At 45.3% G+C, this 13,376-nt stretch carries 13 protein-coding genes; 6 read left to right on the plus strand and 7 right to left on the minus strand.

Annotation, left to right across the window (positions count from 1 at the left end):
* Positions 1-19: 19 nt before the first annotated feature.
* From kdsB to E7Z59_RS12940, 5 genes are read left to right on the plus strand one after another with little or no spacing between them, the layout of a single operon-like run.
* Positions 20-748 carry a 3-deoxy-manno-octulosonate cytidylyltransferase gene (gene kdsB / locus E7Z59_RS12920; RefSeq protein WP_136336752.1) on the plus strand — a complete coding sequence of 243 codons (729 nt, stop codon included), beginning with the start codon at positions 20-22 and terminating at the stop codon, positions 746-748.
* The gene (locus E7Z59_RS12925) at positions 739-1,437 is read left to right on the plus strand and encodes an HAD family hydrolase (protein WP_136336753.1); all 699 of its coding nucleotides are present in this window, start codon (positions 739-741) and stop codon (positions 1,435-1,437) included. The genes kdsB and E7Z59_RS12925 overlap by 10 nt, the downstream gene beginning before the upstream one ends.
* Entirely contained in the window at positions 1,434-2,066 is a 633-nt protein-coding gene (locus E7Z59_RS12930) for a chloramphenicol acetyltransferase (protein ID WP_136336754.1), read from the plus strand. The genes E7Z59_RS12925 and E7Z59_RS12930 overlap by 4 nt, the downstream gene beginning before the upstream one ends.
* 14 nt (positions 2,067-2,080) lie before the next feature.
* Positions 2,081-3,163: an iron-containing alcohol dehydrogenase family protein gene (locus E7Z59_RS12935; protein WP_136336755.1), complete on the plus strand. Its 1,083-nt coding sequence runs from the start codon at positions 2,081-2,083 to the stop codon at positions 3,161-3,163.
* Positions 3,164-3,166: 3 nt separating this feature from the next.
* Positions 3,167-3,712 (plus strand): 1-acyl-sn-glycerol-3-phosphate acyltransferase, encoded by a 546-nt coding sequence (locus tag E7Z59_RS12940; RefSeq protein WP_136336756.1) that lies wholly within the window; start codon positions 3,167-3,169, stop codon positions 3,710-3,712.
* Here the strand turns inward: E7Z59_RS12940 and E7Z59_RS12945 are convergent.
* The 7 genes from E7Z59_RS12945 to thrA form a co-directional block, all read right to left on the minus strand.
* Complete coding sequence (locus E7Z59_RS12945; protein ID WP_136336757.1) at positions 3,709-4,428, minus strand: YebC/PmpR family DNA-binding transcriptional regulator; 720 nt, start codon at positions 4,426-4,428, stop codon at positions 3,709-3,711. The two genes, E7Z59_RS12940 and E7Z59_RS12945, sit on opposite strands and share 4 nt — an antisense overlap.
* Before the next feature lie 56 nt (positions 4,429-4,484).
* A complete protein-coding gene (locus tag E7Z59_RS12950; RefSeq protein WP_136336758.1) occupies positions 4,485-4,772 on the minus strand; it encodes a 4a-hydroxytetrahydrobiopterin dehydratase in 288 nt (95 codons plus the stop codon).
* 38 nt (positions 4,773-4,810) lie between these two features.
* The gene (locus E7Z59_RS12955) at positions 4,811-5,623 is read right to left on the minus strand and encodes a sugar nucleotide-binding protein (RefSeq protein ID WP_136336759.1); all 813 of its coding nucleotides are present in this window, start codon (positions 5,621-5,623) and stop codon (positions 4,811-4,813) included.
* Between the two features lie 53 nt (positions 5,624-5,676).
* Complete coding sequence (gcvT, locus tag E7Z59_RS12960; RefSeq protein WP_136336760.1) at positions 5,677-6,765, minus strand: glycine cleavage system aminomethyltransferase GcvT; 1,089 nt, start codon at positions 6,763-6,765, stop codon at positions 5,677-5,679.
* A gap of 81 nt (positions 6,766-6,846) precedes the next feature.
* Positions 6,847-8,157: a threonine synthase gene (thrC, locus tag E7Z59_RS12965; RefSeq protein ID WP_136336761.1), complete on the minus strand. Its 1,311-nt coding sequence runs from the start codon at positions 8,155-8,157 to the stop codon at positions 6,847-6,849.
* Between the two features lie 12 nt (positions 8,158-8,169).
* Positions 8,170-9,093, minus strand: a complete 924-nt coding sequence (locus E7Z59_RS12970) for a homoserine kinase (RefSeq protein WP_136336762.1) — start codon at positions 9,091-9,093, stop codon at positions 8,170-8,172.
* Positions 9,094-9,096: 3 nt separating this feature from the next.
* Positions 9,097-11,541, minus strand: coding sequence for a bifunctional aspartate kinase/homoserine dehydrogenase I (thrA, locus tag E7Z59_RS12975; RefSeq protein ID WP_136336763.1), 2,445 nt, complete (start codon positions 11,539-11,541; stop codon positions 9,097-9,099).
* A gap of 291 nt (positions 11,542-11,832) precedes the next feature.
* Here thrA and E7Z59_RS12980 point away from each other — a divergent pair, with 291 nt between their 5' ends.
* Entirely contained in the window at positions 11,833-13,347 is a 1,515-nt protein-coding gene (locus tag E7Z59_RS12980) for an NAD(P)H-hydrate dehydratase (protein ID WP_136336764.1), read from the plus strand.
* The last annotated feature ends 29 nt before the right edge of the window (positions 13,348-13,376 follow it).

Here is a 13,376-nt window from a genome sequence, read left to right on the forward strand (position 1 = left end):
ACTATTTTAACAATGTCAAATGAAAGTCATAGCAATGATCCCGGCCCGGTATGCAGCTTCGCGCTTCCCGGGAAAACTGATGAAAGACCTTAAGGGTAAAACCGTAATAAGACGAACCTATGAAGCCACTGTTGCCACCGGATTGTTTCAGGATGTTTATGTGGTGACTGATAGTGATATTATTTACCGGGAGATCACGTCAAACGGGGGCAGGGCCATCATGAGCAAGAAGGAGCATGAATGTGGCAGCGACCGTATTGCAGAGGCGGTTATGCCGATGGAAGTAGATGTGGTGGTAAATGTTCAGGGTGATGAGCCCTTTACCGAAAGAGAAAGTCTTTCAAAACTGGTAGCTGTATTTAAGCAGGACCTCGAAAAGCAGATCGATCTGGCTTCTTTGAAAACGCCCTTGCATTCGTGGGAAGATATTGAAAATCCAAACGTGGTGAAGGTAATTACAGACAAACAGGGATTTGCCATGTATTTTTCACGTTCTCCAATTCCGTATCCCAGAGATAAGGAGGTGGGTGTAACATATTTTAAGCATAAAGGGGTTTACGCCTTCAGAAAAGAAGCGTTGATGGATTTTTATCAGTGGCCCATGCAACCCCTGGAAGCAACCGAAAAAATAGAAGCCATCCGGTACCTTGAGTATGGGAAAAAGATCAAAATGGTAGAAACGGGAGTATCCGGTATTGAGATCGATACTCCGGAAGATCTTGATAAAGCAATTAAAGAATGGAAATAGACTACAGTGGTATAAAGGTGATCGGTTTTGATGCTGATGACACCTTGTGGGTTAATGAGACGTACTTTCGGGATGCCGAACATGAATTTGCCCGTTTATTGTCAGGCTATGAAACCGAGAATAAGATAGACCAGGAATTATTCAAAATGGAAATGAATAACCTGGATATATACGGATACGGGATCAAAGGATTTATGCTCTCCATGATCGAAAGTGCCATTGATCTTTCCAATGGCCGTATTGACAATGCAACCCTTGGTAAGATCCTAAACCTGGGAAAAAGTATGATTACGCATCCGGTAGAATTGCTTGACGGAGTAGAGGAGGTGTTGCACGAGCTTTCCGAGAAGTACCGGTTGATTGTTCTGACCAAAGGAGACCTGCTGGACCAGGAGCGGAAATTAGAAAAATCCGGGCTTACCGGTTATTTTCATCATGTGGAGGTTTTAAGTGATAAAAAAGAAGTTAATTATAAAAACTTACTGGAGCACCTGGAGATCCCGGTGGAGGAGTTCCTGATGATAGGGAATTCCCTGAAGTCAGACGTGCTGCCCATTATTAATATTGGAGCCCATGCCATACATGTTCCCTTTCACACTACCTGGGCACATGAGCTGGTGAAAGATGAAGATGATAATGGTGGGTATCATACCATTGATTCTCTGAAAGAGGTACTGGAATTGTTATGAGTTGGCAGCCTGTGAATATTGATCAGTGGAATCGAAAAGACCTGTATGCATTTTTTAAAGGGTTTGATGAGCCCTTTTTTGGTGTAACTTTTAATACACGAGTAAGCGGTGGATATGATTTTTGCAAAGAGAATGAACGCTCCTTTTTTGTGTATTACTTGTATGCAACCCTGAGAGCTGTTAATGCTGTAGAGCAAATGCGAATACGTATTCTTGAAGATAAGCCCGTTATCTTTGACCGTGTAAGCATATCACCAACCATAAAGCGGGAAGATGGATCTTTCGGATTCTCGTATATGGAGTACAAGGATTCTTTCGAAGATTTTTACGAATCTACTATGGAGGAGATGGAAAGAGTGGCCCGGAACAGTGACCTGGTGCCTTCAGGAGATACTATTGGAACCGTGCATTTTTCGGCCCTGCCCTGGTTGAAGTTTACTTCTTTGAGTCATGCCAGGAATTACAAGGATAATGACAGTGTGCCAAAAATTTCCGTTGGCAAGCTTTTTAAGGAAGATGAGCAATTACTAATGCCGGTTTCTGTTCATGTGAATCATGCGCTGGCCGATGGTGTTCATGTGGGGCAGTTTGCCGAAGCACTGGAAGAATTTATTAATACCGAATATTAAAAGCTACCGTAGTAATGAAATTCAGGAACTTTCCCATGGTACCTCGTGTCTTGTTTGGTCGAAATAGTTTTGACCAGGTCGGAGAGCTGTTAATGCCTCTGAGGAGAAATAGTGAGGCTCCTTATATATTTCTTGTGGATGACGTTTTCCAGGATCGGCCGGAGGTGACCTCCAGGATCCCTGTCATGTTTGAAGATCGTATCATTTTTATTTCTGCCGACGAAGAACCAAAAACCGCCCAGGTGGATGCCTTGGTGGCTATGATCAAAACGGCGTTTGATGAGATGCCTTCGGGGGTAATCGGTATTGGTGGTGGTACGGTGATGGATCTTGCCAAGGCAGTTTCGCTTCTCTTAACCAATCCAGGAAGTGCTCAGGACTATCAGGGTTGGGACCTGGTAAAGAACAAGGCGGTGTATCATGTGGGTATACCCAGTATCAGTGGCACGGGGGCAGAAGTTTCGAGAACTACTGTATTGACTGGTCCTGAGAAAAAATTGGGGATCAATTCTGATTTCACCCCGTTCGACCAGGTGGTCCTGGATCCGGCAATGACAGGAGGCGTGCCAAAAGATCAATGGTTCTTCACCGGGATGGATTGTTTTATTCATTGTGTGGAATCTCTTGAAGGGTATTTTTTGAATACGTTCTCACAGTCGTATGGAGAAAAGGCCTATGAACTCTGTTGTGAGGTGTTTACCTCTGACGAATTAGGTCTTGAAGAGCGTCAAAATAAATTAATGATGGCCTCCTGGCATGGAGGAATGAGTATCGCCTATTCCCAGGTGGGTATTGCACATGCCTTGAGCTACGGACTCTCCTATGAATTGGGGATAAGACACGGCGTTGGAAATTGTATGGTCTTTGATCATCTTGAAAAATATTATCCTAAAGGTGTCAGGAAGTTTAAGGAGATGAAAGACCGCCACGAGATCGTTCTGCCTTCAGGGGTTTGCAGTGATCTGACAACGGAGCAAATGGACAGCATGACACGTGTGGCCTTAAGTCTTGAACCCTTGTGGGAGAATGCCCTGGGAGCAGATTGGAAACAAAAGATCACGGAAAAAGAAATTCACGAACTTTATCAGAAGATGTAATTTATGAAAGGATTGTCAAGGTTTATATATCATAAACTATTAGGTTGGAAACTCATTGGTAAATTTCCGGACCTGAAAAAGTATGTCATCATCGTGATTCCTCATACCAGCTGGCATGATTTTTATATCGGACTCCTGGTAAGAGGTATGACCGGCGAGCAAATTAACTATGTGGGTAAAAAAGAGTTGTTCGACTCTCCTTTGGGATGGTATTTTCGCTGGACAGGTGGTGCTCCCATTGATCGGGGAAAGCGGTCTAATACGGTCGATGCCATCGTAGATCTGTTTGAGAGTCGCGATGAATTTCGTCTTACCATTGCTCCGGAAGGAACACGTAAAAGTGTTTCTACCCTAAAGACCGGCTTTTATTATGTGGCCAAGGGTGCAGGAGTGCCTATCGTAATGGTGGCTTTCGATTTTGAAAACAAGGAAGTACGCATAGCAGAACCCTTTTATCCGGGTGATGATATGGATACGGATATGGAAAAGATCTATACCTATTTCAAGGGAGTCAAAGGGAAAAAGCCGGAAGGTTCTTTTGAACCTTAATCTTCGCTTTCTTTCATGGTGTGATAAACGTTTTGAACATCGTCGTCTTCTTCGATCTTCTCCAACAGTTTTTCAACATCAGCAACCTGGTCTTCGCTCAGTTCTTTGGTAACCTGAGGTATTCTTTCAAAGCCTGATGATAGAATTTCTATCTCACGGCTTTCCAATTCTTTTTGAATAGCCCCGAAGCTTTCAAATGGAGCGTAGATAAGAATACCGTCTTCATCAACAAAAACCTCTTCAGCTCCAAAATCAATGAGCTCAAGTTCCAGTTCTTCAGGGTCGATACCTTCTGCGTTGATCCTGAAGTTACAGGTGTGATCAAACATGAACTCCACAGAACCACTAACACCCAGAGACCCGTTGCACTTATTGAAATAACTTCTGATGTTGGCTACAGTCCTGTTGTTATTATCGGTGGCAGTTTCAATTAAAACAGCAATTCCGTGAGGAGCGTACCCCTCGAACAGTACCTCTTTATATTCTTCTGTGTTTTTATCGGAAGCACGCTTAATAGCCCTTTCAATATTATCCTTGGGCATGTTGGCCGCCTTGGCATTTTGAATTACAGCACGAAGCTTGGCATTAGCATCCGGGTCAGGTCCGCCTTCTTTCACCGCCATAACGATATCTTTACCTAATCTGGTAAAGGTTTTGGCCATACTGGCCCATCGTTTCATCTTACGTGCTTTCCTGAATTCAAATGCTCTTCCCATATAGTTCTTATGTTTGGTTCAGCGCAAAAATAACGAAAATTGCAAGATATGAAATACTAGTCGCCGTTGATGATATCTTCAATGCGTCGGGCTAAATAAAAATCCTTATCGGTTAACCCGCCGGCATCATGAGTGGTCAGTCTGATGGTGAGGTTGTTGTACACGTTAGACCAGTCCGGATGGTGATTATTGGCTTCGGCCTCGAAGGCAATTCTGGTCATCATGGCAAAGGCATCAGCAAAATTTTTGAAGTCTAAAGAGGTTACCAACATACCTTCTTCCAGGTCCCAGTATTGAAGATCTTTGATGTTTTCCTCGATTTCTTGCTCGGTCAATTTTTTCATTCCATAGTGTTTAGAATACTAAATATAAGAATTTATACTTACAGCTTCTTTAATTCTTCGACAACTTCATGGTGACTGAACATCAAGTGTTTCGGAAGCTTTTTGTCTTTGGGTAAAACGGCCAGAAAACGATCAAAATTTGAGGTGTAAACGTTTTTGAAAAAGGGCGATCTGACCCCCAGTCGGTGACAGCATTCCAGGATGAACTCATTGTGATGGATCAGGTCTGTAGACCCCAGGTGAAAGATACCTTTTCTGTTCCGGTTGATCATATAATGTATCTGCCGGGTAAGCATATTATCGTTGGTAACGTTCATGACCAGGTTCGGAAAAACCTCGTAAGCCTGCTGATGAGTAAGGGCGTAGCGCAGTTCTTTGATGCGGGGTGACTGACTGCCAAAAACCATGGGAAGCCGGGCTATGATATACTGCCGATCGGGCAGTTTCATGAACATGTTTTCCAGTTGGATCTTCAGTCTGCCATACGGACTTTCAGAAAGGGTCTTGTCGTACTCATAAGAGGGGTAATTGCTGAAGGCGTCAAACACATTGGCCGAGGAAAGAAAGATCACCTTAGACCGGGAAGATCGGCTGTAAGCGGCGATCTGACCATGAGAGATCACCTGGGCCTCGAAAGGGCCTCGTAAAGCGGAGATGATATGGGTGGGGCGCAGATCAAGGAGGATGTTGAAGATATCTTCCTTTTCCATATCGTAATGAAAAAAATGCCGGTTTTCAGAATAGATCTTGCCCGTATGGTAGGTGCCATAGGTGTCAACATAATTGCACAGTTCCCTGTACAGCGCCCCACCTATAAATCCACTTGCTCCTAATATTAATACTCTGGTCAACTACTTGCGTTTTTAAATCTCCGCAGATTCCAAAAACGCCCGGGCCGGCAGTTTTATTGCTTTTTGTAAAATGGTAGTTTTACCACCCTGGCTGGAACCATATTCTTTCTGATCTTCACTTGTATTTCCGTTTCCGGTGCAGAAAAAGCGGTGGTAACATAGCCCAGTCCTATTCCTTTGTTAAGGGAAGGAGACATGGTACCGCTGGTTACCTCTCCAATTTCTTCACCTTCAGAATTGAAAAGTGCGTAGCCTTTTCTTGGAATACCTCTTTCGGTAAGTTCAAAGGCGATGAGTTTTCGCGAAGGGCCAGCTTCTTTTTCTTTTTTAAGATTTTCAGAATTTACAAAATCTTTAGTGAACTTGGTGATCCATCCTAGTCCTGCTTCAATAGGGGAGGTGGTATCATCGATGTCATTCCCGTACAGGCAATAGCCCATTTCAAGCCTGAGTGTGTCACGGGCGGCAAGACCAATGGGTTTTATCCCATAATCTGCTCCGGCCTCCATTACCTTAGACCATACCTGTGCTACATCTTCATTTTTTACATAGATCTCAAAACCCCCACTTCCGGTATAGCCGGTTGCAGAAATGATCACGTTATCAACTCCTGCAAAGGTGCCTACCTCAAAATGGTAGAATTTAATGGCAGAGAGGTCGGTTGCAGTAAGCGCCTGCATAGCCTCAACAGCCTTTGGTCCCTGGATGGCCAAAAGGGAATAATCGTCTGAAGCGTTGGTCATTTCGGCGCCGATCGTCTCATTGTGTTTCTCGATCCAGTTCCAGTCCTTTTCAATGTTAGAGGCATTAACCACCAGAAGGTATTTCTCTTCATTGAATCGATAGATGATAAGGTCGTCTACAATTCCACCATCATTATTAGGTAAACAAGAATACTGGGCCCTGCCGTCTGTGAGTTTGGTGGCGTCATTACTGCTCACTTTCTCGATGAGCTCCAGGGCTTTTGGCCCGGTTATAAAGAATTCGCCCATGTGGCTAACGTCAAAGACTCCTACCTTTTCGCGAACGGTTTCATGTTCGATATTTACTCCTTCATATTGTACAGGCATATTGTATCCTGCAAAGGGAACCATTTTGGCCCCAAGGTCAATATGCGTAGCAGATAATGCCGTGTTTTTCATTGCTGTTCCTCTTTTTGGTGTGGCAAAATTATTCAAAATTATCAGTAGAAGAGTGACTTGACAGCAATAATTGGTAAATATTTATTTTTTCATCAATACAGATTTGAATTGTTCGTAATTGTCAATAACCACGTAGTCTTTCTTAAGCGTCATCAGGCTGCTGATCTGCGGGGGTATGGAAAGTTTGCGGTTGAGGGTGGTTTCTACTTCCTTTTTGAACTTTACAGGATGGGCAGTTTCCAGGAATATCCGCTCTAATTGTGAATCTGCAGCGTGGGTATCGCGTGCCCCCAGGTAACCTATGGCACCATGCGGATCGGTCGTATAGTCGTATTCTTCAAGTACGGCCCTCATCGCTGCCCGGGTTTGATCGTCGGTATAGGCCCTGGAGGAAAAGTTCTCACTGGTCAGATCCAGCTGTTTCCCATAGATCTTTTCAATACGGACAAAATTGCTGGGATCAGATACATCCATGGCATTGGCTATGGTGGCCCTGGTTGTTTCCGGTTGGTACACACCTTCTTTCAGGTAGCGTGGTATGGTATCGTTCACATTGGTGGCAGCCACGAAATGATCGATCTTTAGCCCCATTTTTGAAGCGAGTATCCCGGCGCATATATTACCAAAATTCCCGCTTGGAACTGAAAACAGCACCGGATTGGTGTTGCTGTTTTCCTGTAATTGCCTGATGGCTAAAAAGTAATAGAACATCTGTGGCAGCCAACGGGCTACATTGATCGAATTGGCGGAGGTGAGGTTAAAGGATTGCAGTTCCTCATCAAGAAAGGCCGTCTTCACCATACGCTGACAATCGTCAAAATTACCTTGTACTTTCAGGGCGGTGATATTTTGGCCAAGGGTGGTCAACTGGCGTTCCTGGATATCACTTACCATGCCGTCGGGATATAGAATGATGACTTCAACCCCGGGTACTCCAAGAAATCCGTTAGCCACTGCTCCGCCTGTATCACCTGAGGTGGCTACAAGTACCCTTACTGTTTTATCGTAAGTATCTTTGTTGAAATATCCAAGACACCGGGCCATGAACCTGGCGCCCACATCCTTGAAGGCCATGGTGGGGCCGTGGAATAACTCCAGGGTATGGATACCCTTTGCAAGGGAAACCAGGGGGATATCAAAGTCCAGGGTTTCTTTTACAATGGTTCTCAGGGACGCTTGATCGATCTCCTTTCCAATAAAAGGTGAGATAACCCGGTAGGCTATTTCTTCGATCGAATAGGCCGGGAGGTTCTCCAGGAATTCAGTTTCCAGCTGTGGTATCTTTTCAGGAAAGTATAATCCTTTGTCGGGAGCCAGGCCTCTGATCATGGCTTCCCGGAAACTTACAGTTGACTTTTGCTGATGTTGGTCGTTAAGGCTATAGTATTTCATGATTGATGGTGGTTATGAGATAAGACGTGTACCCCTGGAGGCCACTTTAGAGATGTGAAGTTCGGTGGCAACCTTCAGTTCGCCGTAAACAGCATTCATAGCTGCAGCAGTGTTTTTTGCAATTTCCTCACCCCGACACAGGGCAAATATAGAAGGTCCTGAACCGGAAATGCCGCTGCCCAGGGCTCCGCTTGCAAGGGCTGCGCTTTTAGCCTTTTTGTAACCGGGAATTAACGGACTTCTCAATGGTTCAACGATCTCATCAACGAGCGATCTGCCCAGAAGATCATAGTTTTCGGTATATAAGGCGCTCACCAAAGCACCCAGGTTACCCCATTGCCTGATGGCCTTCTTCATGGATACCTGTTGCTTTAGCACGGAGCGGGAGTCAGAGGTTTTGAGTTCGATCTGAGGGTGAATAACGGCCACAAAAAGTTCTTCGGGTACATGCAGGGGAATTACTTCCAGGGGGTCGTAAGACCTTACAAGGGTAATACCCCCCAGCAGGGCCGGGGCAACATTGTCTGCGTGCGGGACACCGCTGGAGAGCGCTTCGCCTGCCATGGCAAAAGGGATGAGCTCCTGGGTTGAAAAGGGAGCTCCCAGTAATTGGTTCACGCCGTATACAGCTCCGGCAGCGCTGGCAGCACTGCTTCCGATACCGCTGCCGGGTTTGATCTTTTTTTCGATCTCAATGATTACACCCTTATCTGAACGGAGAGCCTTAAGTAGGGCTGTGGCTGCTACTCCCGCAACATTTTCTTCAGGCAGTGTGGGCAATTTGGGGCCATGTTTAATGATGATCTCAACCCCGGGAGTGTCTTTATGATAAAAATGCATGAGGTCTCCGGTGGTGTCCAGGCATAAACCGAGCACATCAAACCCGCATGAAATGTTGGCTACTGTTGCCGGACAAAATACACTGATCTTTTCCATAGGTTAATTGTTAACGGTTCTGATGATGTCTGCGAAAATTCCTGAGGCCGTAACTTCAGCACCGGCCCCCGCACCTTTAATGTTCAGTGGTTGTTCAGGATAGCGGTCTGTGTAAAACAGTACAATATTGTCTTTACCTTCCAGGTTGTAAAAAGGGTGGTCGGCCGGGATTTCCTTCAGTCCAACGCTGGCTTTACCACGATTAAAGCTGGCTACATATTTCAGTTTACAGTTCTTCTCATCGGCCTTTTTGAGAAGTTGCTCAAAATGCGATCTGTTTTGCTGTATAACTTCCAGGAAGGCATCAACACTATCAGTCTTGAGGGCTCCCTCCGGTAAGAAGTCATTACTCTCAATATCGTCCAGTTCCAGGTGATAACCACTCTCGCGGGCAAGGATGAGTATTTTTCGCATCACGTCGATACCGCTGAGGTCGATACGCGGATCCGGCTCGGTGTACCCTTCTTCCATGGCTTGCTTCACGACCTGATCGAAGGTCGTTGAATGATCGTAATGGTTGAAAATAAAATTCAGACTTCCCGATAAAACGGCTTCGATCTGATTGATTTTGTCGCCCGATATTACCAGGTTCTTGAGGGTGTCTAATACCGGTAAGCCGGCACCGACATTGGTTTCAAAAAGAAAGGGTGTGTTGTATTTTCTCGAGAGATCCTTCAGGTCTTTATAGTGATCATAATCTGAAGAAGCTGCTATCTTATTACAAGTTACCACGGCTACGCTTGAAGAAAGATATTCAGCATAGGAAAATGCCACCTCCCGATTTGCGGTGATGTCCACGAATACACTGTTACGGAGATTAAACGCTTTGATCTTTTGTCTGAATTGCTCAGGACAGGCTTTTTCGCCCTCGTTTAGTGATGCCTCCCAGGTATCCAGGGCGATCCCCTGGTCATTAAAGATCATGGTTCTTGAATTGGCCAGTCCGGTAACCCTGACATTGATCTTTAACTCCTCTTTTAAATATTTTTTCTGAGCGCGAACCTGTTCCAGGAAACGTTTACCTACATTTCCGGCTCCCATCACAAATAAGTTTAATTGCTTGACCTGTTCTTCAAAAAATGCCTCATGCAGGGTGTTCAGGGCTTTTTTTACATCCTTATCAGCAATAACAGCAGAGATATTCCTTTCAGAGGCACCCTGTGCTATGGCACGAACATTTACATTATTCTTTCCTAAGGCACTGAACATACGCCCGCTCAATCCCTGGTAACTTTTCATCCGGTCGCCTACCAGCGCTATAATACTCAGGTCTTGTTCAATGACAGGTTTATAGACCTTGTTCTCTGAGATCTCATTTTGAAATTCAGCACTTATTAATTCTTCGGCCTTTTCGGCATCGTCGTTAGAGATGCCAACACAGATAGAATGCTCTGAAGAGGCCTGGGTGATCAGGATGATATTGATGTTCCCGTTGGAAAGCGTTTGGAAAAACCTGTGTGAGGTTCCCGGAATACCAATAAGACCGGGCCCTTCCAGAGAAAGCAGGGAGATCTTTCCAATACGACTGATACCTCTGACGGCACGTTTGGCGCCGTTGGAATTGTGTGATACCCGTGTTCCGGGGGCATCAGGATCAAAGGTATTCTTGATCAGTATAGGGATCTGTTTTTCCAGTACCGGCTGAATGCTGGGCGGGTAGAGCACCTTCGCTCCAAAATGCGACAGCTCCATGGCTTCTTCATAAGAAATAAGCGGAATGGCAAAGGCCTGTTTTACCATACGGGGGTCTGCAGTGTACATACCACTCACATCGGTCCATATTTCCAGTTCTTCAGCATGGAGTGCAGCAGCAAAAATAGCGGCCGTATAGTCAGAGCCGCCTCTGCCCAGGGTAGTGGTGTATCCGTTGGAGGACGAAGCGATAAACCCGGGGAATACCCTGATCTCTTTGGCTGTTGTGTCTATGTTGTCCTGAATAAGTTTAAAGGTAAGAGGAAGGTTTACAGTGGCATTGCCAAATTTTTCATTGGTTTTTATCACAGCTTTGCTGTCTCCCAGGGTGCTCGGCAATCCTTTTGATTTAAAAAATTCGTTGATGAGATAAGAAGAGAATTGCTCTCCGTAACTCATAACTTTATCTTTTAGCCGCGGAGTGGTTTCACCGATCAGGTAGGCGCCCTCCAGGAGTGTTTCCAGTTTATTTACCTCTCGTTTGATATAACTTATAAGTGCTCCGTGAAGGGCCACCGGAAAAAGTTCTTCGATGGTGGTTATATGAAGTTGTTCCAGGTTATGAAGATCTTCTTCAAATGCGCGGTCTTCTGAAGCTGCACGATGAAGGGCGGCCTCGAGAAGGTTGGTAACCCCCGACATGGCCGATACCACCACCAAAGTGTTTTGGTACTGATCGCTGTTCAGTATTTGATGTACCTTTCTGATATTCTGTGCGCTGCCTACGGAGGTTCCACCAAATTTTAATATTTTCATGATGTAATTGGTTTGGTAAAATTGGATAATATATTGGGTGGTTTGGTGAGTGCCAAACCTTAAATACGGTTCATATGTGAATAAGTACCCCCTAGGGGGTGATGGTGGTGAAGGTGGTAATAATGAACATGCCGCAGTAGCTTCCGGAATGGAAGCGGGATTGGGTTGTATTTAGAAGAATTGCCGGCATGGATTACATTTCTTAATTCAAATGTAGGTGTTTAAATTTTCCCTGCAAATTTTAAGAGAAAAATTAAGGATTTCATAAAATACCTGAAGATATATTGATAAATGAAAATATTTAATGCCGAACAGATACGAAGGGCTGATAAAGTTACAATCGAGAATCAGCACATAAGCAGTTTGCAATTAATGGAGAGGGCGGGATACCGGCTCTTTCGCAAGCTTCATGAAAACTATATCCCCCTGAAAGGGAAGGTTTGGGTGTTTTGTGGTATGGGAAATAACGGGGGTGATGGATTGGTGATCGCCAGGCACTTGTATGAGGCGAAACAGGAGGTGGTGGTGGTATTGGTAAATTTTTCTGATCGCCGGTCTGAAGATATGCAGGCCAACCTGGACAGGGTAGCGGCATTGGATATTGCCATTACCGAATTCAGGGAGACTTCTTCTTTTCCCGAGATCATTGCTGACGACCTGGTGATCGATGCGGTGTTCGGAATAGGATTGAGCAGAAGACCGGCAGCCTGGGTAGAGCGTCTGATTTTAAATATTAATACCTGCCCTGCCAGGGTAGTTGCTGTTGATCTGCCATCGGGGATGATGATGGATGGTATTGAGGGCGAAACCGCAGCGGTGATCAAAGCAGATCACACCTATACCTTTCAAACGCCTAAATTGCCATTGTTGCTTCCGGGTTCAGGAAAGTACAGTCGTAACTGGAGCATTATCGCGATCGATCAGGATCCTGATTTCCTGGCTTCAGAACCAACCTTCTTTTATTATACAGACGAAAAGGAGATGGTAAAACTCCTGGAAGAGCGACCCAGGTTTTCTCATAAAGGAAGCTACGGTCATGCCTTTATCTGCGGGGGTAGTTACGGAAAGGTCGGTGCTGCTCTGATGTGTGCAGAAGCGGCGCTTACCGCAGGAAGCGGCCTGGTTTCAGCCCTCGTGCCGCGTTGTGGATATCAGGTGTTACAGACCTCTGTTCCGGAGGTTATGTGTGTGCCAACTTCCGATGAAGACCTGATAACAGGTATACAGCCGGAATTCACACCCGATACCGTAGCCCTGGGGCCCGGAATGGGGAAAGATGAGCAGACCTTCAGGGCAGTAATGGAGTTTCTGAACACTTATCATGGCTACCTGGTGTTGGATGCTGATGGACTTAATATCCTGGCCGAACATCCGGAAATGTGGGATGCTCTTCCCGGCCAAACAGTCATAACGCCTCACCCCGGAGAGTTTAAAAGATTGGTGGGAGCCTGGAAAGACGACAACGAATGCTTAGAGATGGCCATGCAATTGGCTAAAAGGCGAAATGTCATCGTTGTTCTGAAAGGAGCTTATACCCTGGTGACCGATGGTGATGGCGTTTATTTTAATTCAACCGGAAATCCAGGGATGGCAACCGGGGGCAGTGGAGATGTGCTTACAGGTATTATTGCTTCACTTTTAGGGCAGGATTATGCGCCTTTGGAAGCAACCAGGCTGGGAGTTTTTCTACACGGCTTAAGTGCCGATATCGCCATAAGAGATACTTCGGTCTGGGCGCTTAAAGCTACGGATATCATTGATTACCTTGGAGATGCTTTCCTGTTTCTGCAGTCTTTGAAGCGTTAAGGAGTCGGTAGTATTCAATACCTTTGTAC

Source organism: Robertkochia marina (genome assembly GCF_004799345.1).
GTDB classification, from domain to species: domain Bacteria; phylum Bacteroidota; class Bacteroidia; order Flavobacteriales; family Flavobacteriaceae; genus Robertkochia; species Robertkochia marina.

What these genes read in the sequence shown, in the direction of transcription:
- kdsB (WP_136336752.1), top strand. Translation starts at nt 20, where the DNA reads ATGAAAGTCATAGCAATGATCCCGGCCCGGTATGCAGCTTCGCGCTTC.
- E7Z59_RS12925 (WP_136336753.1), top strand. Translation starts at nt 739, where the DNA reads ATGGAAATAGACTACAGTGGTATAAAGGTGATCGGTTTTGATGCTGAT.
- E7Z59_RS12930 (WP_136336754.1), top strand. Translation starts at nt 1,434, where the DNA reads ATGAGTTGGCAGCCTGTGAATATTGATCAGTGGAATCGAAAAGACCTG.
- E7Z59_RS12935 (WP_136336755.1), top strand. Translation starts at nt 2,081, where the DNA reads ATGAAATTCAGGAACTTTCCCATGGTACCTCGTGTCTTGTTTGGTCGA.
- E7Z59_RS12940 (WP_136336756.1), top strand. Translation starts at nt 3,167, where the DNA reads ATGAAAGGATTGTCAAGGTTTATATATCATAAACTATTAGGTTGGAAA.
- E7Z59_RS12945 (WP_136336757.1), bottom strand. Translation starts at nt 4,428, where the DNA reads ATGGGAAGAGCATTTGAATTCAGGAAAGCACGTAAGATGAAACGATGG.
- E7Z59_RS12950 (WP_136336758.1), bottom strand. Translation starts at nt 4,772, where the DNA reads ATGAAAAAATTGACCGAGCAAGAAATCGAGGAAAACATCAAAGATCTT.
- gcvT (WP_136336760.1), bottom strand. Translation starts at nt 6,765, where the DNA reads ATGAAAAACACGGCATTATCTGCTACGCATATTGACCTTGGGGCCAAA.
- thrC (WP_136336761.1), bottom strand. Translation starts at nt 8,157, where the DNA reads ATGAAATACTATAGCCTTAACGACCAACATCAGCAAAAGTCAACTGTA.
- E7Z59_RS12970 (WP_136336762.1), bottom strand. Translation starts at nt 9,093, where the DNA reads ATGGAAAAGATCAGTGTATTTTGTCCGGCAACAGTAGCCAACATTTCA.
- thrA (WP_136336763.1), bottom strand. Translation starts at nt 11,541, where the DNA reads ATGAAAATATTAAAATTTGGTGGAACCTCCGTAGGCAGCGCACAGAAT.
- E7Z59_RS12980 (WP_136336764.1), top strand. Translation starts at nt 11,833, where the DNA reads ATGAAAATATTTAATGCCGAACAGATACGAAGGGCTGATAAAGTTACA.